The following is a 19,317-nucleotide window of genomic DNA, read 5'->3' as shown; positions in this document are numbered from 1 at the left end:
GCCCTAAATAAAAAATTTCATGGATAAAATTGACAGCCTGAACCAAGTAGCAGAATTCCACACCACTTTTAAAGCCCCTATTTTAGATACTCCACAAATTCCTTCTCAAGAAAGATGTAATTTGAGAGTTGAACTTTTGCAGGAAGAATTAAATGAATTAAAACAAGCTATTGCCGATAACGATATTGTAGAAATTGCTGATGCTTTGTGTGATTTGCAGTATGTTTTGAGTGGCGCGGTTTTAGAATTCGGATTGGGTGACAAGTTTGTAGAATTATTCAACGAAGTGCAGCGTTCTAATATGTCTAAAGCTTGCGATAATGAAGAACAGGCAAATGAAACAGTAGAATTTTATGCAGCAAAAGATGTCGAATCTTTCTATGAAAAATCCGGAGAAAAATTCAATGTCTACAGAAAAGCAGACCATAAAGTATTGAAAAATAAATACTACTCGCCTGCTGACTTAAAAAAAATTATCGAAAATTAATATGAAATAAAAGATTCACAAATACAATGAAAAATAATAGAAATATGATTTGCAAAAAAATCATCACCAATATTTTTACCTTTTCAGTTCTTACTTTGGCTATGCAGCAGTATAATGCTCAGAAAGTCGTAGTAAACAGAGAGGTGGAAACAACCAATGACGGAAAAATGCTTTTGGGACACCAACTTAAGGATCAGTTTGTGAAAGAGCCGTATTCAGAATGGTATACAAAAGAATTTAATGAATACGCTTTAGATCAAAAAGCTGTTGGAGAACTGAAAAAAAATAATATCAATTCTTATAATCTGATTGTTTTTATCGGAACCTGGTGTGAAGACAGTCATAGAGATTTTCCGAGATTGATGAAAATTTTGGATGAGGTAAAATATCCCGACAACAGATTGACGATCATTGCGGTTAACCGTAAAAAAGAATCTCCTACAGGTGATGAAGTAAAATATAATGTTTCTAAAGTTCCTACAATTATTGTCGAAAAATATGGCAAGGAAATTGGAAGAATGATAGAAATGCCGACGACAGGTTACGTAGAAAGAGACCTTGTAGAAATCTTAAAAAAAGATGACAAGTCGGTAATCAGAGAAATATTTAAAAAAGAAAATTGAGAAATCTAAAATTAATTATTCCATTTGTTGCGGGCATTCTTTTGATGCTGATTCTGTTTTTCAGTTTCAGGTCTTGTTTTAAGGTAAGCGAAAAAACTGAAAAATCCGATTATTATATTCTGACCAATCAGATCTCCAAAATGAATAAAATGGTTGTTTTGGAACAGGATTTTTCCGCCATGCAGAAAACCAAATTCGGCTATGAGTTTTTAGGGAAAGAAATGACGAGTAACAGCGTTATTACTTATACAAAGACCAATGCACAGGTTTCTTATGATCTGAATAAGATGAAAATAGAAGTAGATTCTATTAATAAGAAATTAATTATCAGAGAACTTCCTAATGCTGATATCAGAATTACGCCAAGTGTAGAAATACAGTCGTTAGACGATTCTTTTATCAACAGGATTTCTGAAAAAGATATCAAAAATGTACAGCAAAAAGCAAAGCAAACAGCTGTGAAATCTGTAGATCAGAACAAATTGAGAAGCGAAGGTCATCAACAATTAATGGAAAATCTTAATAGTATTTTCGTTTTGGCAAAGGCTTTGAATTATAAGATAGAAGATCAAACCGGCAAAATCGGTGTTCTTGGACTCTAAAAATTCAAAATTATGGACTCAAAAGACGATAACAAAAAGAAAGAATCTGCTAACTCAGCAGAAACCAAAAAACAAAATGAAGACTTCCGTGATATTCCGGCTTCTTCAGAAAAACAAAATCCATCCGATGTTGATAAGGAAGATGTTCAAAAATCTTCTAAAAACAACCAGTCAGGAAAAACAGATAACATCAAGTGAAAGCTTGGTGTTTTTTTTTTATGGCAGCAATTTCCGCCCACCACTCCCGCTATTTTTTGCATACATTGTAGTCTTAACGGAATTTTTCAGCACACAAAAAATGAGCTTCGTTCAGGTCGGGCTGCAACTTTCAGCAGACTCTCACGATTTCATATCATCGGATAAGACTCCAATGTTTGATTATAGAAAGGAATCGTTAACGTGAAAATTTAAAATAAATTGTATTTTTTGTGAATTATCGTTCTACGATTTCTTAAAGACGTAAAAAAAGCGTATTTTTGCAACTTAAAATTTCTTAGTAAACAATGATAAAAATTACACTTCCAGACAATAGCGTCAGAGAATTTGAAGGAGCAACGACTCCTTTGGATGTGGCAAAATCTATAAGCGAGGGATTGGCTAGAAATACCATTTCCGCAGTTGTAAACGGCACACAAGTCGAAATTACCACGCCTATAACCACAGATTCAAAGGTACAGCTTTTGACATGGAATGATGATCTTGGTAAGAAGGCCTTCTGGCACTCTTCTGCTCACCTTTTGGCGCAGGCTATCCTTGAATTTTATCCTAATGCTAAGTTAACGATTGGTCCTGCAATTGAAAGCGGTTTTTATTATGATGTAGATTTTGGTGACGAAACTTTATCTGAAAAAGATTTTGAAAAAATCGAAAAAAAGGTTTTAGAAAATGCTAAAAAAGGATCAACGTTCTCATTGTATCCTGTTTCTAAAGAAGAAGCTTTAAAAACGTATGCAGACAATCCTTACAAAGTAGAATTGATTTCTAATCTTAATGATGGAGAAATCACTTTTGTGACACACGATAACTTCACAGATCTTTGTCGTGGCGGTCACATTCCAACTACAGGAATTGTGAAAGCAATGAAAATCTTAAATGCTGCAGGAGCATATTGGAGAGGAAATGAGAAAAATCCTCAGTTAACAAGAGTATACGGTATTTCTTTCCCAAAACAGAAAGAACTGACTGAGTATCTTGAGTTATTAGAAGAGGCAAAAAGAAGAGATCACAGAAAATTAGGTAAAGAATTAGGAATTTTTGCTTTCTCAGAAAAAGTAGGTGCGGGTTTACCACTTTGGTTACCAAAAGGTACAGCTTTGAGAAAAAAATTGGAAAATTTCCTTTCTGATGCTCAGAAAAAAGGAGGGTACGAATTTGTAATGTCTCCTCACATCGGAGCTAAAGAATTATATGTAACTTCAGGACACTGGGATAAATATGGAGCAGATAGCTTTCAGCCGATTAAAACTCCGAATGAAGGGGAAGAATTTATGCTGAAGCCAATGAACTGTCCGCATCATTGTGAGATTTACAAAACTTCACAATGGAGCTACAGAGATTTGCCAAAAAGATATGCAGAATTCGGTACGGTTTACAGATATGAGCAAAGTGGTGAACTTCACGGCTTAACGAGAGTTCGTGGGTTTACTCAGGATGATGCACACCTTTTCTGTACTCCGGATCAGTTGATGGATGAGTTTAAGAAAACGATTGATTTGGTTCTTTATGTTTTCGGCTCACTTGGATTTGCAGACTTTACAGCTCAGATATCATTAAGAGATCCTGATAACAAAGAAAAGTATATCGGAACTGATGAAAACTGGGAAAAAGCAGAAAATGCAATCGTAACTGCAGCCAGAGAAAAAGGACTGAATACCGTTACAGAATATGGCGAAGCTGCATTCTACGGTCCTAAGTTAGATTTCATGGTGAAAGATGCTTTAGGAAGAAAATGGCAGTTAGGAACTATTCAGGTTGATTATAATCTGCCTGAAAGATTCGATCTTACTTACATAGGAAGTGATAACGAGAAGCACAGACCAGTGATGATTCACAGAGCACCGTTTGGTTCTATGGAACGTTTCATCGCAATCTTATTAGAAAATACTGCCGGAGATTTCCCATTGTGGCTGGCTCCAGATCAGTTTACCATATTACCAATCAGTGAAAAATATGTAGATTATGCTAAAAAAGTTTCACAACTTTTAGAAAATCACGATATTAGCGGTCTGATTGATGACAGAAATGAAAAGACGGGTAAAAAAATCCGTGATGCCGAATTGAAGAAGATTCCATTCATGATTGTAGTGGGCGAAAATGAAGAAAAGGATGGCACAATTTCTGTAAGAAGACGTGGAGAAGGAGATCTTGGAGTAATGAGTGTTGAAGATTTTGTAGCTTACTTTAAAGAAGCTTCAAAAACAGCAGTTGAGTACCAAGCATAAGATCCAATTGTTATTCTGAACAAATTTATTTTGTTCGAATGATTTTTTAGAATAGAATTAACCAATAAAATTTAATACAATAGCACAGAGATTTAACAACAGAGGCCCACAGAGACGTCCCGTACAAGAGGACTTACACATGATAAACGATAAGATTCGCGTAAGAGAACTTCGTTTAGTGGGCGATAACGTAGAGCCGGGAATTTTCCCGATTGACAAAGCGAGACAAATTGCCAAGGAACAGGAACTAGATTTGGTCGTGATTTCAGATAAAGCTGAACCTTTCATTGCAAGAATATTAGACTATAAAAAGTTTTTATACGAGCAAAAGAAAAAAACAAAAGAACTTAAAGCAAAACAAATCAAAGTGGTGGTAAAAGAGATCCGTTTCGGACCTCAGACTGACGAGCACGATTATGATTTTAAGAAAAAACATGCTGAAAAGTTTTTGGAAGAAGGTTCAAAATTGAAAACCTACGTATTTTTCAAAGGCCGTTCTATTATCTTTAAAGACCAAGGAGAAATTTTACTTTTAAAACTGGCTCAGGAATTGGAGCACGTTGGAAAAGTAGACCAGTTACCAAAACTTGAAGGTAAAAGAATGATTATGATGATGAGTCCTAAGAAACCAGCTAAATAATACATAATTACACCAAAATATTTGGAGTTTTCAGACTTTGATATTTTTGGTTTACGATATATAAAAGAGATTTTCTTTGAAAGTCTCTTTTCGTATTATTATTTTTCGTAATTTTGCACACCAATTATCTGCGTGAGGGATCGTAATGAAAAGCCCACAGCAAGACCGGAAAATGCGGCGGAGCGAGGACTTGCAATGAAGAGCCCGACCCTAATGAGTGAATGCAGCGAAGCGGAATGAGTGAGTGAGGGACACGCCCCAATCAATGTAACAATCTAATAATTTACCAATGTAACAATTATTGGTAAATTGATAAACTGTTACAGTGGTACATTTGAAACGATATTGATAACAAAAACATAAAAAAGCAAACAATGCCAAAATTAAAAACGAAATCAGGTGCTAAGAAACGTTTTGCTCTTACCGGTTCTGGAAAGATCAAAAGAAAAAACGCTTACAAAAGCCACATCTTAACTAAGAAAGAAACTAAGCAGAAGAGAAATCTTACTACTACTTCTTACGTAGCTAAAGTGGACGAAAAAAGCGTTAAACGTCAATTAGCAATTAAGTAGTTTTTATAAATCCTATTCGGTTTATAAGAATTCAAACAAATTCAACATTTTAACCCTGAAACGGTGCCACTAAGAGTAACATATGTTGCCGCCCTTTTCAAAAAAACAATTTAAATTATGCCAAGATCAGTAAATGCAGTAGCTTCTAGAGCTCGCAGAAAAAAATTAATGAAACAAGCTAAAGGTTTTTTCGGTAGAAGAAAGAACGTTTGGACTGTTGCTAAAAACGCGGTACAAAAAGCAATGCAATATGCTTACCGTGGAAGAAAAGAGAAAAAGAGAAACTTCAGATCACTTTGGATCATGCGTATCAACGCAGGAGCTAGAGAGCACGGAATGTCTTACTCTCAGTTTATGGGAGCTCTTAAAAAGAACAACATTGAATTAAACAGAAAAGTTTTAGCTGATTTAGCGATGAACTATCCTGAAGCTTTCAAAGCAGTTGTAGATCAAGTAAAATAATGTAAAATTTTTTGTTATCAATATTAAATCCCGGGTTTTTTGCTCGGGATTTTTTTATTATCTACATTTGCTAGATTATTAAAGTATCTTATTAAAAGTGAAAAAATTAACTACTCTTCTATTATTTTCATTAGCATCTTATAGTGTTCAGGCTCAAAATTTCATTCAGGCTTATCAAGCAAGAGCCAACCAGGTAACGCAAGCTAATATCACATCACTACTGCAGGAATTTGCATCATTTGGTGTAAAAACTTCTGGTTCTACAGCAAATAATAATACTTTGGACTGGCTTAAAACTAAATACCAAACCTACGGTTATGCGCAAAGTCAAATTACTGAAGATAGTTTTACGGTAAACGGAAATACCACAAAAAATTTAGTTATTACAAAAACAGGAACTGTTTATCCAAATACGTATGTCATTATTTGCGGTCACTACGATACGATTGTTGGCCCAGGAGTTAGTGACAATGGCAGCGGAACATCTATTTTGCTGGAAGCTGCCAGAATTTTAAAAGATATTCCGACCGAATATTCTATAAAGTTTATTCATTTCTCAGGCGAAGAACAGGGACTTTTGGGTAGTTATCACTATGTAAATAATGTGGTTTTTCAGAATGGTGTACGTCAGCTAGATCTGAGATTGGTTTTCAATATTGATCAGGTTGGAGGTAAATTTTCTGCCCCGAGTAATTCGATAAAATGTGAAAGTGATCAGTCGGGTTTACCGGGAAATAACGCTGCATCTTTATCTTTTACGCAACAATTGGCAACGTGTACGACGCTATATTCTCCTTTACAGACTGTAATGTCTAATGCATATTCATCAGATTATGTTCCATTTGAAGGGAAAGGAGATATTATTACCGGTTTCTACGAAACTCCACAGAGCCAAAATGAACATACCGCTAATGATACTTTTGCCAATGTAGACCCAACGTATGTTTTCAATGTAGGAAAGGCTGCGGTAGGAGCTTTACAGCACTTTGCAGTGGCGACTTCAGTTTTAGGAACTAATGAAAGTTCTCAAAGTAAACTGGAATCTATTAAAATTTATCCTAATCCGGCAAAAGATATTTTGAATGTTGAAATTCCGAAAGAAGTTAAGAATTTCAATTTTGAAATAAAAGATATGAATGGCAGGCTCATTTCAACCCACGAAAATGAGACGACTATTAACGTTTCAAAACTATCAAGCGGGGTTTATCTATGTACTGTAAAATCTGAAGGTGAAACGGTTACCAAGAAAGTAATTATCGAAAAATAAAATGATAAAATTTATAAGCCACGAATACACAAATATTTATATTTTCTTTGATAATATTAGTGTATTCGTGGCAAAAGATAAATAGGTTGCAATCTAAACAATAAGTTTGTAGCTTGATAATAATTATTTATTTCTGTCCAAAAGTATTTCTTCAATATCTGCTAAATGTATATTTTTAGCTTTCAGTAAAATTAAAAAGTGATATAGTAAATCGGCAGCTTCATTTTTAAACAGATTTTCATTATCATCTTTTGCTTCTATTACCAATTCTACAGCCTCTTCTCCTACTTTTTGAGCAACTTTATTAATCCCTTTCTGGTACAAAGAATAAGTATAAGAGTCTTGAATCTTATCATCAATTCGCTGGCTTATTTTTTCTTCAAGCTCATACAAAAATCCTTTGCTATCTTTTTCTCCAAAACAGCTGAAACTTCCGGTATGACAAACGGTATTTGTGGGAATAACTTTAATTAGGATCGTATCCTGATCACAATCTACTTCAATATTTTTTACGCTTAAAAAGTTTCCTGACTCCTCACCTTTTGTCCATAATCTGTTTTTTGAACGACTGAAAAAAGTGACAATTCCTTCTTCTTTTGTTTTGCTAAAAGCCTCTTCATTCATATAGCCCAACATTAAAACCTGCAAAGTTCTTTCATCCTGAATAATTACCGGAACAAGACCATTTGTTTTACTAAAATCTATTTTCATCTTACATTAATATTTTTATTTTTCAATTCGTTTTTTAAATCATCAATTCTAATTTCACCAAAATGGAAAACGCTTGCAGCCAAAGCTCCCGTTGCTTTGGTCTGATTAAATACATTTTTAAAATCTTCGGTTTTTCCGGCGCCGCCAGAGGCAATCACCGGAATATTTACAGCATCTGAAATCAGTTTTGTAAGTCTCAAATCAAAGCCGTTTTTAGTTCCGTCTCCATTCATTGAGGTTAAAAGAATTTCGCCTGCACCCAATTCTTCGGTTCTTTTTGCCCAATCTAAAGTTTTTAAATCAGTTATTTCTCTTCCACCTTTTACAAAAACCCAATCGGTATCATTTATCAGTTTTGTATCAATGGCAACGACAATGCACTGACTGCCAAATTCTCTAGCTAAGTCAGAAATCAAACACGGATTTTTCACTGCAGACGAATTAATGCTGATTTTATCTGCTCCGGCTTCCAGTAATTTTCTTACATCTTCAACAGAAGAAATTCCGCCCCCAACTGTAAATGGAATACTGAGTTCTTTGGCAATATTTTTAACGAGTTCAACAAATGTTTTCCGTTCTTCAATTGTGGCGGTAATGTCGAGAAAAACCAATTCGTCAGCTCCTTCATTTTCATATTTTTTGGCTAAAACTATTGGGTTTCCGGCATTTCTTAAACCTTCAAAGTTGATTCCTTTTACGGTAGTTCCGTCTTTTATATCCAGACATGGGATTATTCTTTTTTTAAGCATTTTATTTTATTGATATGATGCAAATACACAATTTTTTGAATTATATTTTTTGATAGGACTTCATCCTATCCTTTACTAAATCGTCCCTTTGGGACTTTCGTGAAGATTAATTTTTGTAAAAACTTTTGTGGTTAAATAAAACTTTCCAATTGTTTTAGTGAAATATTTCCTTCATAAATCGCTTTTCCGATAATGGTTCCGCTGCAACCTATTTCTTTCATTTTACAAACATCTTCAATGCAGGAAATTCCGCCACTTGCAATAAGTTTAGTATTTGTTTTATCTAAAATTTCTGCGTACAAATCTTCTGAGGCTCCTTGCAACATTCCATCTTTTGAAATATCGGTGCAAATCACATTTTTAATTCCATTTTTCTGATAATTAAGAATAAAATCAATAACATCTTGATTGCTTTCTTCCAGCCACCCTGAAGTTTTTATTTTTTTATTTTCACAATCAGCTCCGAGAATTATCTTTTCTGCACCATATTTTTTGATGAGTTGAAAACAAAACTCAGGATTTTGAACGGCAATACTTCCGATTGTAATTTGTTTTGCGCCACAATTAAAAGCTGTTTCGATATCTTTTTCGCTTTTTAGTCCTCCACCGAAATCAATGTGCAAAGATGTTTTACTAGCTAAAGTTTCCAGCACTTTTTGATTAACAATATGTTTTGATTTTGCACCGTCCAAATCTACCACATGCAAAAATCTGATTCCACAATCTTCAAATTCTTTGGCAATTTCCAACGGATTTTCATTATAGATTTTCTTTGTGTTGTAATCTCCTTTTGACAGTCTTACACACTTTCCATCAATAATATCTATGGCGGGAATTATTTTCATTTTTAATAGTTTTATTTAGATTTTTAAGAAATTTTCTAGCATTTTGTTTCCTACTTTTCCTGATTTTTCAGGATGAAATTGAGTAGCAAAAAAATTATCTTTCTGCAACGATGCACTGAAAGGCAAAATGTAATCACAAACCGAAGTTGTATTTTCTGATAACTCGCAATAAAAACTGTGAACAAAATACAGATCATCTTCCTCCGAAATCTCCGAAAATAATGGAGATTTTAAATCTAAAACCGTGTTCCAACCCATGTGCGGAACAAGGTCAAGCGACGGAAACTTTTTTACATTACAATCAAAAATTCCCATTCCGACTGTATTTCCTTCTTCATTATTTTTACACATTAACTGCATTCCAAGACAGATTCCCAAAACAGGCTGCTTCAAACTTGGAATTAACTGGTCTAATCCTTTTTCCTTTAAAATTTTCATTGTTGAAGATGCCTCTCCAACTCCCGGAAAAATTACTTTATCGGCTTTTTTTATCAATTCAAAATCATCCGTAATGATAGATTCTGCTCCTAATCTGTTCAATGCATTTTGTACAGAACTTACGTTTCCGCCGTTGTATTTTAAAATTGCTATCATTATAAACTTCCTTTTGTGGATGGTAAATTATAGTTTTGATCCGTTTGTTTTACCGCCATTTTTATAGTTTTTGCAAATGCTTTGAAAATCGATTCTATTTTGTGGTGCTCATTTTCTCCTTCAGACTTGATATTCAAATTGCATTTTGCGGTATCTGAAAAAGATTTGAAAAAGTGCTCAAACATTTCTGTCGGTACATCACCAATTTTTTCTCTTTTAAAATTAACATTCCAAACCAACCAAGGCCGTCCGCCAAAATCAATGGCAATCTGAGAAAGGCAATCATCCATCGGAAGCAAAAAACCATATCTTTCAATTCCTTTTTTCTTACCTAAAGCCTTAACGAAAGCTTTGCCTAAAACGAGACCTGTATCTTCGATTGTATGATGCTCATCAACCTGCAAATCTCCTTTTACTTTAATTTTCAGATCTAAATTACCGTGTTTTGATATTTGTTCAAGCATATGGTCAAAAAAATGAAGACCTGTTGAGATTTCGGAATTTCCGCTTCCATCGAGATTGACTTCAATTTCAATTTCGGTTTCATTTGTATTTCTGAAAACATTAGCTTTTCTTGGAATTTGTTTTAAATATTGGTAGATCTCATTCCAATTTTTTGTTGTTAGTTCTGAATTTTGATTTTCTAATTCACTGATGAAAATAGCTTTTGAACCTAAGTTTTTTGCCAACTGAATATCAGTCAATCGATCGCCGATCACAAAAGAATTTTTTAAATCATAATCTCCGTAGATATATTTTCCAAGCATTCCAATTTCGGGTTTTCGATTAGGCGAATTTTCATTTTCAAAACTTTTATCGATCAAAATGTCACTGAAAACAATGCCTTCATTTTCAAAAGCTTTTAACATCTTTTCATGTGGTTTTGTGAAATTTTCAAAAGGAAAGCTTTCAGTTCCCAAACAGTCTTGATTGGTAACCATTACCAATTCGTAATCTAATTCTTTTACGATTTTTGATAAATTTTGAAAAACACCGGGATAAAATTCTAGTTTTTCCAAAGAATCAACCTGAAAATCGGTCGGTGGCTCAATAATTAAAGTTCCGTCTCGATCTATAAATAATACTTTTTTCATTTTTAAATAATTGTAAATTTATTATTTTGAAACTCTATTAAACCTTATAGGTTTTAAAAACCTATAAGGTTTCGCATTGATTTAAAACGTTAATCAATTGAATATTTTCTTCTCTATTCCCTACATTAATTCTGATACAATTTGGGATTTGAGGACTTCTTTTGCTTGTCAAAATTTCATTTTCCAACAGTTTGGCGTAAACGTTCTCTACATCTTTAAACTCAATCAAGAAGAAATTCGCATCAGTCGGATATACTTTTGTAATACATTCAATATGGGTAAGCTGATCGTTTAGCCAGTCTCGTTCTTCTAAGATTTTATTTAAATTATTCTGAAAATCTTCTACCTGATCTAATATTTCTAAAACCAAGTTCTGGCTCAGATTATTAACGTTAAATGGTGATTTAACCGTGTAAAATAGAGAAGTGATTTCTTCTGAAGAATAAGCAACTCCAACTCTTGCTCCAGCCAAACCCCACGCTTTTGAGAAGGTTTGCAAGACAATCAGATTAGGATAATTATTAATAAGTTCAAGACACGATTTCTGGTTAGAAAACTCGATATATGCTTCGTCAACAACCACAATTCCATTGAAATTTTTAATGTAAAACTCAAGATCACGGATCGAATTTCCTGTGGGATTATTTGGCGAACAGAGAAATAAGACCTTTGGCTGATTATCTTTAACGGTTTGTAGAAAATCTTCTTTTTTAATCTCAAAATTTTCATCAAGGTTGAGCGATATAACTTCATTTTCGTTAATCGCTGCATAAAATCCGTACATCGCGAATGAAGGATTCATCACTAAAACAGAATCTTTTTTTGGTTCACAAAATATTTTGATGATTAAATCAATCAGTTCATCACTGCCATTTCCTATCGCAATTTGATTTGGATATATATTTTTAAAATCTGCTATTTTATCTCTTATTTTTTTGTGTGTAGAATCAGGATAACGATGATATTCGCCGAAAGGACTTTCGTTTGCGTCCAGCAATACAGGATTTTTAAATTGATTATTATCCCTGAAACTAATGTACGGTTTGAGTTCCAATATATTTTTTCTAACGAGTTTTTTAATATTTAATGTTGTCATATTTTTATTTTAATCTTATTGATACTGCATTTTTGTGTGCCAGAAGACCTTCAGCTTCGGCCATGATCTCTATTGTTTTACCTAAATTTTGTAACCCTTCCTGTGACAAATTCTGAAACGTAATTTTTTTGACAAAACTGTCTAAAGAAACTCCGCTGTAATTTTTTGCAAATCCATTAGTTGGAAGCGTATGATTGGTTCCGCTCGCATAATCTCCGGCACTTTCACATGAGTAATTTCCGAGAAAAACAGAACCGGCATTTTGTATTTTATCGATATAGTTTTCGAAATTTTCTATGGCTAAAATCAAATGTTCAGGAGCATACAAATTGCTGAATTCTAAAGCTTCATCAACAGAATTCAATAAAATAAAATGGCTGTTATTCAATGATTGTTGAGCGAACTCATTTCTGGGAAGCTCTTTAATTTGTTTTTTCAATTCCTCAATCGTTTCATTTAAAATCCTTAAATCTGTTGAAATAAAAATCACCTGGCTGTCACTTCCGTGCTCTGCCTGAGAAAGCAAATCTGCAGCGCAATATTCTGGTATCGCCTTTTCATCAGCAATTATCAAAACTTCACTTGGTCCTGCAGGCATATCAATCGCTACATTGTATTTTTGAGCAAAATCTTTTGCTGCGACAACAAATTGGTTTCCGGGACCGAAAATTTTATAGACTTTGGGAACCGATTCTGTACCAAAAGTCATTGCCGCAATAGCTTGTGCACCGCCGGTTTTAAATATTTTTTTTACTCCACAAAGTTGAGCAGTATAAAGAATCGCTGGATTGATATTTCCATTTTTATCGGGCGGAGTGCACAAAATAATTTCTTTACAACCAGCCAATTGAGCGGTAATTGCCAGCATTAAAACCGTAGAAAATAAAGGCGCTGTTCCTCCCGGAATATAGATTCCAACTTTTTCGATAGCTCTGTTTTCTCGCCAGCAAATGACTCCTTTTGTAGTTTCAATTTTCTCAATTTTGGTAATTTGCGAAGCGTGAAATTTTGTAATATTTTCTTTTGCCTGTTGAATTGCATTTTTTAATTCACTGCTTATTACACCTTTTGCATTATCTATTTCTTCTTCAGAAACATTGATATTTTTAATTTCAGCCTTATCAAATTTTTTATTAAGATCAATTAATGCCTGATCACCATTTTCTTTAACTTTTGAAAAAATTTCAGCAATAATTTCTGTAATTTCTTCTCTTTTTATAATTGGCCGTTTTACCAATTCTGGCCAGATTTCTTTTTGAGGATATTTATTAATTTTCATATTATATGACCATTTTATCGATTGGAATTATTAAAATATCTTGGGCTCCCTTTTCTTTCAGCTCATCTATAACTTCCCAAAACCGCTCTGCATCAATTACGGAATGAATGCTGCTCCAATTCTTTTCTGCCAAAGGAATGACGGTAGGACTTTTTAAGACCGGAAGAATATTTGAGATTTCCGCAATCTTATCATTCGGAACATTCATCAAAATATATTTAGAATTTTTTGCCCTTAAAACAGACTGAATTCTGAACAGAAATTTTTCTAAAATACTTTGTTTATCATTACTTAATAATGATGTTTTAGCCAGAACAGCTTCAGATTTTAAAATAGTAACAGTTTCTCTTAAACCATTTTTAAATAAAGTACTTCCGGAGCTTACAATATCACAGATTCCATCGGCAAGACCGATATTTGGAGCAATTTCTACTGAACCGGAAATGACGTGTATGTCTGCAGAAATATTATTTTTTAAAAGAAAATTATTGAGAGTATTGGGATAAGAAGTTGCAATTCTTTTATCCTGGAAGTAAGTGATATCATCGGTTTCAATTTCCTTAGGAATGGCTAAAGAAACCCGGCATTTTGAAAATCCTAAACTTTGGATAATTTCAATATTTTTCTGTTTTTCGACCAAGAGGTTTTCGCCGACAATAGCAATATCAACTACGCCATCTTCCAGATATTGGGGAATATCAGAATTTCGCAGATACATGATTTCCATTGGGAAATTATCTACAGAAACTTTCAGTTGGTCTTTTCCGTTGTTGATGAGGATTCCGCAATCTTTGAGAAGCTGAAGAGATTCTTCATAAAGCCGTCCGCTTTTTTGTATGGCAATTTTTAATGTACTCATTTCAATTTTATTGAGTCTGAGTAAATAAAAACTGATTATCTGAAATAAATTACCGTGAAAGAATTTAGAAACAAAAAACCGTCTGTTTACTCAGACGGTTTAATTATTTTTTGATTTTTAACTGTGTTGCATATCAATCAATTCCGTCTTAGCAGAGATGATGATAATGATGTACTGTTAAAAAATTCAGTTTCATATTTCTTTGAATATTGTGGTACAAATGTAGAACTAATTTTTAATTCCACAAGAATTTTAAGAAATATTTTTTTGATAGAGACTCATCAGCTGATGCGCAATGGGCTCGTCATTGAACTTCTGAACGAACTCAAATCCTTTATCAGAACGGCGTTTTCTCTCAGATTCGCTATCCCACAAAAATTTTATTTTTGATTGAATATCCAGATGATTTTTTGGATCGATGTAAACTGAATCCGGGCCTCCAGCTTCAGGAAGGCAGCTTGTATTGCTTGTAATCGTAACCGTTTTTGAAAAAAGAGCTTCGATTACGGGAATTCCAAATCCTTCAAAAAAGCTTGGGTAAACAAAAATATCTGCCAGCTTGTAAATTGCTGCTAATTCATCCATTGAAACTCCTTCCAAAAAATGAATTTGTCCCTCCATTTTATTTTTCTCAATAAAATGCTTTATTTTTTGAAAATACTTCGTTTTCTTTCCAACAACAACCAAAGGAATTGTGGTGTCTTTTATTGCTTTAATAATGCTAAAAAGATTTTTACGTTCTTCAATCGTTCCTACATTTAAAATAAACCGTTCCGGAAGATTAAATTTTTTTTTGGTTTTCTTAATAAATTCCTCGGATTGTTCTTCTTTAAAAGCTTGATGACAACCTTGATAAATCACTTCGATTTTACTTTCAGAGACTTTTAAAAATTGAATAATATCTCTTTTTGTCTGCTCCGAAATCGCAATGATCTTATCTGCAGTATTTGCCGCTTTTTTGAATTTCCAAAGATGGATTTTTCTGTCAAAAAAAGAATAATATTGAGGATATCTTACGAATATCAAATCGTGAATTGTGACGATTTTTTTGATGGGTTTTTTATCCCATTGTAAAGGTAATTCTCCTGATAATCCATGGAAAATATCTGCACCTTCTTTTTGCGCATCTTTTCCCATTTTAAACTGGCGAGACATCGTTCCTTTAGAGGTTTCTACAAAGGTAACATCGGAGTTTTCTACAATATCGGAACCTCTTTCAGATTTGTTTTTGTTGAGTAATAAGTATTGATTTTCAGGATAATATTTAGACAGAATTCTAACTAAATCTCTCGAATAATTCCCTAATCCTGAAGTATTATGAAAAAAACGTTTGGCATCAAATGCTATCTTCATTCTCAGGTTTTATGATGTTTTGGGTGAGCTGTTTTCTTTTCCAGTGTTCAGATTTATCACTGTAAAGGAAGAATTTACCCAGCTTATATTTAAACTGCATATTATTGTCATAATGCGGTCCCATAAATCGATGCGGAATTGTGGGATCTTCCTCTAAACATGCTCTCACAGCGTCTGTATAAACGGTTGGGCCAGTCGTTTTATGTACATTATGAGGATATGGATTGTTTTTGATATTATCCATAATCATTTCTAATGTTCTCTGTAAAAATGGGTGTCCTGCAGCATATGCAAGACCCCATTGTACGTAATAAGTTTGTGGAATTTCATCCGTCACAAGAGCTACATCGTCTTCACGAATAAACTTTTTGATCGGCTTATTGATTCCGCTGTCTACATCTAAATAAACACCACCTTTTTTGTAAAGAATGGCATATCTGAAGAAATCTGCTTTGGCAGCTCCTATCGTCAGTCTGTTATAAGCTTTCAAATATTCAGGTGGAAACTCATCTTTAAAAAAAGTCTGAATTCGATTATCATCATAAAAATGATATTCGTATTCAGGGTTTTTTTTGAGCATTCTTTTGATATGAAACTTCGTAAGCCAAGGAAGCTTATCGGTTTTAAAAGTCTGAAAAATTTGTTTAGGAATTGCCATTTGCAAAAATTTAAACAGCTACATTATTTTCTCTTAAAGCATCATTAAGAGATGTTTTTTTGTCTGTAGATTCTTTTCTCTGACCTATAATCAGAGCACAAGGAACCTGATATTCTCCGGCAGGATATTGTTTGGTATAACTTCCAGGAATTACAACCGAACGAGCAGGAACTCTACCTTTTATTTCAAGAGGAGTATCTCCTGTAACATCGATAATTTTTGTAGAAGCGGTTAACACTACATTTGCACCTAAAACTGCCTCTTTTTCAACGTGAACTCCTTCTACAACGATACATCTGGAACCGATAAAACAGTCATCTTCAATGATTACCGGAGCAGCCTGAAGCGGTTCTAAAACACCACCAATACCAACACCACCACTTAAGTGAACATTTTTACCGATCTGTGCACAGCTTCCAACCGTTGCCCAGGTATCAACCATTGTTCCTGAATCTACATAAGCACCAATATTCACATAAGAAGGCATCAAAATAACGCCTGAGGCGATGTAAGCACCTTCTCTTGCAATGGCATGCGGTACAACTCTAACCCCTTTTTCTGCATAGTTTCTCTTCAAAGGCATTTTATCATGAAATTCAAACGGACCTACTTCAATAGTTTCCATCTTCTGGATCGGGAAATACATTACTACTGCTTTTTTTACCCACTCATTCACCTGCCATCCGTTTTCTGTAGGCTCAGCTGTACGAAGTTCGCCTTTGTCAACCAAAGAAATCACCTCTCTTATAGCCTTTTGGCTGTCTTCATTCTGCAATAATTCTCTGTTGTCCCAGATATTTTCAATAGTTTGTTGTAACGACATAATTATGTTTATAATTTGTTAAAAAATTCACTGCCAAATATACAAAAAAGTTAGGCAAAATCTTTTGAATGTTGTATTACAAAACTAAAATAATTGCAGCCAAAGATTAATCTTCTATCTTGTTTTATATAATCAAAAGAGTGGTTAGTGCTGTTAAATAGTTATTAAACACAATAAAAAAGTATATGAAAAAATAAGCTAAATAAAGGCACTAACTATTTTTGAAAAATTAGATCCAATGAAATTCTTTACAGAGTTTGCAGTAACTATAAAACTCTTTGAGCGTGAAGATAGGCTTTGTTCCAGTATTTTTCATTTAAAGAAGATATGATTACTCCTTTAGAAGTTGATGCATGGATGAATTTTACTTCACCATCATTTTCAATAGTGTGAACAATCCCTACGTGGGAAACCCTACTTCCGCCAGCCGTAGCAAAAAACAGCAAATCGCCTGGTTTTACGGTTTTAATATCGATAGATTTTCCTGAATCTGCCTGATCTGAAGATCTTCTGGGTAAACTGAAATTATTATCCTGAAAAACTTTCACGGTAAATCCGGAACAGTCAAAACCTGAAGAACTATTGCCTCCAAATTTATACGGAGCTCCCAAATACGTTTCTGCGTCTTTTAAAAGACTCTTTACAGAACCCGGAACTTTACCATCGAAATCAGAATCCAATTTTCTTAGATTTTCAGCTTTACTTATACTTTTCGATGATGTTTTCTTAGAATTAGAAGAAGAAACATTTTTCGAGCTTCCACAAGAAATAATTGTTGTTGAAATTATTGCTAAAACAACAAGCCCTTTATATAATTTAATTTCCGAAAAACGCAAATCCTTATTCATTTGAAAATCAATTAGATATTTATGATTACAAATATAATTTAATTTTTTTAATTATACAATAACTATACTATAACTATACTTTAATTATATAGCAATATCTTTAATTGTTATTTTTTATGTTTATCTTTGAAGCTATTTTAGAAATATGGCGACTTACGAAAGTTTCATTAAACTCAACGGATCCATTGGTGATCTGGTTTTTTATAATCTGAATGGTAAAAATATTGTTCGGAAAAAAAGTGGGTTTAATAAAGCTGCCTATAAAAAAAGCCCCACTTATGAAAAGGTGAGGCAAAACAGTTCTGAATTTGGGCACTGCTCAAAAATTGGAAAGTTAATCCGTTCCTGCATCTCAAAGTATATTGAGTTGGCAGATGACGCCCTACTCTATCAACGGTTTGCAAAGACAATGACCAAAATCAAAGATCTAGATCTTGAAAATGAAAAAGGAAAAAGATCGGTGAAAAATGGCTTAAAAGCTAAAGACGGACGAGTAATACTCCAGCAATTTGAGTTTGGTGATATTTCTAATTTTAATCATAATACTCAGATTTTCCTTGGATTGTGGGACAAAAGTCTGCATTTGGATAAAGCGATTTTTGCTGATGAAGTAGTAATTATGAGTATAAAAATTGATTTTGAAAACTATCTTACAGAGTCTTTTGAAGAAAAAATAAAGTTGCAGGAAAGTCAAAATGAAGTAATTTTTGAAAATCATTTTTCAGAAGAAGATGATGTGATTCATTTTGTTGCAGTAAAGAGAGATTCTCACGTTGTACAAATGGGATTTGTTTAAATAAAAAAAATCGGCTGCAAACTTTGTTTGCAGCCGATTTTTAATTTATAATAGTTGTCTATTTATTTTTCTCTCCAGACCAAGATCCGCTTCTGACAGGAGTTGGCGACTCGTTCGTCCAATTTCCACTTCCCTTTTCTTCAACGTTTAGTGTTCCGTTAAATTGTCCGTCTGCAGGTAAAACCAATTCAGCAGTCAACTGACCGGATCTGTCCAGGAATCCTGAAATATTGTAATTTTCATTGCTTGTTTCATTGTACATTGTTCCGGTAACTTTTCCGTCGGAAGCAACTACGAATTTCCAAAGACCTTTTTCGGTTCCTTCGTAAGTTCCAGACCATGTTCCTACATAATCAACAAGGGTCTCGTCATCTGCAGTACATCCAATTAATGAAAAAATAGTCAATAAAAGTAAAAATAGTTTCTTCATAGGTTACAATAGTTTATGAAATAAGTTTATTATTCAATTTATTCTTAAAAATAAGGGAGAAAATTTCAAGATTGTTTTTAAAATTGAT

General features: G+C 33.6%; 23 protein-coding genes. 10 read left to right on the top strand and 13 right to left on the bottom strand.

Going from position 1 to position 19,317, the window contains the following annotated elements:
- The first annotated feature begins 19 nt into the window (after nucleotides 1–19).
- The 9 genes from EG358_RS12015 (at nucleotide 20) to EG358_RS11975 (ending at nucleotide 7,094) form a co-directional block, all read left to right on the top strand.
- Complete coding sequence (locus tag EG358_RS12015; RefSeq protein ID WP_076558403.1) at nucleotides 20–487, top strand: pyrophosphohydrolase domain-containing protein; 468 nt, start codon at nucleotides 20–22, stop codon at nucleotides 485–487.
- 26 nt (nucleotides 488–513) lie between these two features.
- On the top strand, nucleotides 514–1,110 hold the full coding sequence (locus EG358_RS12010) for a TlpA family protein disulfide reductase (RefSeq protein ID WP_228421270.1): 597 nt from the start codon (nucleotides 514–516) through the stop codon (nucleotides 1,108–1,110).
- Nucleotides 1,107–1,712: a DUF4230 domain-containing protein gene (locus tag EG358_RS12005; protein ID WP_076558401.1), complete on the top strand. Its 606-nt coding sequence runs from the start codon at nucleotides 1,107–1,109 to the stop codon at nucleotides 1,710–1,712. The genes EG358_RS12010 and EG358_RS12005 overlap by 4 nt, the downstream gene beginning before the upstream one ends.
- Before the next feature lie 12 nt (nucleotides 1,713–1,724).
- A complete protein-coding gene (locus EG358_RS12000; protein ID WP_076558398.1) occupies nucleotides 1,725–1,910 on the top strand; it encodes a hypothetical protein in 186 nt (61 codons plus the stop codon).
- Nucleotides 1,911–2,215: 305 nt separating this feature from the next.
- Nucleotides 2,216–4,153, top strand: a complete 1,938-nt coding sequence (gene thrS, locus EG358_RS11995; protein ID WP_076558396.1) for a threonine--tRNA ligase — start codon at nucleotides 2,216–2,218, stop codon at nucleotides 4,151–4,153.
- Between the two features lie 139 nt (nucleotides 4,154–4,292).
- A complete protein-coding gene (gene infC, locus EG358_RS11990; protein WP_115596428.1) occupies nucleotides 4,293–4,793 on the top strand; it encodes a translation initiation factor IF-3 in 501 nt (166 codons plus the stop codon).
- A gap of 374 nt (nucleotides 4,794–5,167) precedes the next feature.
- Entirely contained in the window at nucleotides 5,168–5,365 is a 198-nt protein-coding gene (gene rpmI / locus EG358_RS11985) for a 50S ribosomal protein L35 (protein ID WP_027385360.1), read from the top strand.
- Nucleotides 5,366–5,482: 117 nt separating this feature from the next.
- The gene (rplT, locus tag EG358_RS11980) at nucleotides 5,483–5,827 is read left to right on the top strand and encodes a 50S ribosomal protein L20 (protein WP_047444038.1); all 345 of its coding nucleotides are present in this window, start codon (nucleotides 5,483–5,485) and stop codon (nucleotides 5,825–5,827) included.
- 97 nt (nucleotides 5,828–5,924) lie between these two features.
- Entirely contained in the window at nucleotides 5,925–7,094 is a 1,170-nt protein-coding gene (locus EG358_RS11975; protein WP_076558390.1) for a M28 family peptidase, read from the top strand.
- Nucleotides 7,095–7,217: 123 nt separating this feature from the next.
- Here EG358_RS11975 and hisIE read toward each other — a convergent pair whose 3' ends face one another.
- From hisIE to EG358_RS11915, 12 genes are all read right to left on the bottom strand, one after another.
- Nucleotides 7,218–7,805: a bifunctional phosphoribosyl-AMP cyclohydrolase/phosphoribosyl-ATP diphosphatase HisIE gene (gene hisIE / locus EG358_RS11970; protein ID WP_076558388.1), complete on the bottom strand. Its 588-nt coding sequence runs from the start codon at nucleotides 7,803–7,805 to the stop codon at nucleotides 7,218–7,220.
- A complete protein-coding gene (gene hisF / locus EG358_RS11965; protein WP_076558384.1) occupies nucleotides 7,802–8,554 on the bottom strand; it encodes an imidazole glycerol phosphate synthase subunit HisF in 753 nt (250 codons plus the stop codon). Before hisF ends, hisIE begins: the two co-directional genes overlap by 4 nt.
- Nucleotides 8,555–8,685: 131 nt before the next feature.
- The gene (hisA, locus tag EG358_RS11960; RefSeq protein ID WP_076558382.1) at nucleotides 8,686–9,399 is read right to left on the bottom strand and encodes a 1-(5-phosphoribosyl)-5-[(5-phosphoribosylamino)methylideneamino]imidazole-4-carboxamide isomerase; all 714 of its coding nucleotides are present in this window, start codon (nucleotides 9,397–9,399) and stop codon (nucleotides 8,686–8,688) included.
- Nucleotides 9,400–9,414: 15 nt separating this feature from the next.
- The gene (gene hisH, locus EG358_RS11955; RefSeq protein ID WP_076558380.1) at nucleotides 9,415–9,993 is read right to left on the bottom strand and encodes an imidazole glycerol phosphate synthase subunit HisH; all 579 of its coding nucleotides are present in this window, start codon (nucleotides 9,991–9,993) and stop codon (nucleotides 9,415–9,417) included.
- On the bottom strand, nucleotides 9,993–11,087 hold the full coding sequence (hisB, locus tag EG358_RS11950) for a bifunctional histidinol-phosphatase/imidazoleglycerol-phosphate dehydratase HisB (protein ID WP_076558378.1): 1,095 nt from the start codon (nucleotides 11,085–11,087) through the stop codon (nucleotides 9,993–9,995). Before hisB ends, hisH begins: the two co-directional genes overlap by 1 nt.
- Nucleotides 11,088–11,148: 61 nt before the next feature.
- The gene (gene hisC, locus EG358_RS11945) at nucleotides 11,149–12,183 is read right to left on the bottom strand and encodes a histidinol-phosphate transaminase (protein WP_076558376.1); all 1,035 of its coding nucleotides are present in this window, start codon (nucleotides 12,181–12,183) and stop codon (nucleotides 11,149–11,151) included.
- Nucleotides 12,184–12,187: 4 nt separating this feature from the next.
- Nucleotides 12,188–13,462 (bottom strand): histidinol dehydrogenase, encoded by a 1,275-nt coding sequence (gene hisD / locus EG358_RS11940; protein WP_076558374.1) that lies wholly within the window; start codon nucleotides 13,460–13,462, stop codon nucleotides 12,188–12,190.
- Nucleotide 13,463: 1 nt separating this feature from the next.
- A complete protein-coding gene (gene hisG, locus EG358_RS11935) occupies nucleotides 13,464–14,321 on the bottom strand; it encodes an ATP phosphoribosyltransferase (protein ID WP_076558372.1) in 858 nt (285 codons plus the stop codon).
- 252 nt (nucleotides 14,322–14,573) lie between these two features.
- Nucleotides 14,574–15,674, bottom strand: a complete 1,101-nt coding sequence (locus tag EG358_RS11930; protein ID WP_076558370.1) for a glycosyltransferase family 4 protein — start codon at nucleotides 15,672–15,674, stop codon at nucleotides 14,574–14,576.
- Entirely contained in the window at nucleotides 15,658–16,332 is a 675-nt protein-coding gene (locus EG358_RS11925) for a glycosyltransferase family 32 protein (RefSeq protein ID WP_076558367.1), read from the bottom strand. The genes EG358_RS11930 and EG358_RS11925 overlap by 17 nt, the downstream gene beginning before the upstream one ends.
- Before the next feature lie 10 nt (nucleotides 16,333–16,342).
- Nucleotides 16,343–17,155: a 2,3,4,5-tetrahydropyridine-2,6-dicarboxylate N-succinyltransferase gene (locus EG358_RS11920; RefSeq protein WP_076558364.1), complete on the bottom strand. Its 813-nt coding sequence runs from the start codon at nucleotides 17,153–17,155 to the stop codon at nucleotides 16,343–16,345.
- A gap of 266 nt (nucleotides 17,156–17,421) precedes the next feature.
- On the bottom strand, nucleotides 17,422–18,003 hold the full coding sequence (locus EG358_RS11915; RefSeq protein ID WP_076558361.1) for a C40 family peptidase: 582 nt from the start codon (nucleotides 18,001–18,003) through the stop codon (nucleotides 17,422–17,424).
- 145 nt (nucleotides 18,004–18,148) lie between these two features.
- On the opposite strand from EG358_RS11915, the gene EG358_RS11910 reads away from it, so the two are divergent.
- A complete protein-coding gene (locus EG358_RS11910) occupies nucleotides 18,149–18,799 on the top strand; it encodes a hypothetical protein (protein ID WP_076558358.1) in 651 nt (216 codons plus the stop codon).
- A gap of 58 nt (nucleotides 18,800–18,857) precedes the next feature.
- On the opposite strand, the gene EG358_RS11905 is transcribed toward EG358_RS11910, so the two are convergent.
- The gene (locus EG358_RS11905; protein ID WP_076558356.1) at nucleotides 18,858–19,229 is read right to left on the bottom strand and encodes a hypothetical protein; all 372 of its coding nucleotides are present in this window, start codon (nucleotides 19,227–19,229) and stop codon (nucleotides 18,858–18,860) included.
- Nucleotides 19,230–19,317 lie beyond the last annotated feature (88 nt).

It is taken from the genome of Chryseobacterium indoltheticum (assembly GCF_003815915.1).
Classification (GTDB): Bacteria; Bacteroidota; Bacteroidia; order Flavobacteriales; family Weeksellaceae; genus Chryseobacterium; species Chryseobacterium indoltheticum.
Note: the sequence above shows the minus strand (reverse complement) of the source record. Positions and strands in the feature narration are given on the sequence as shown.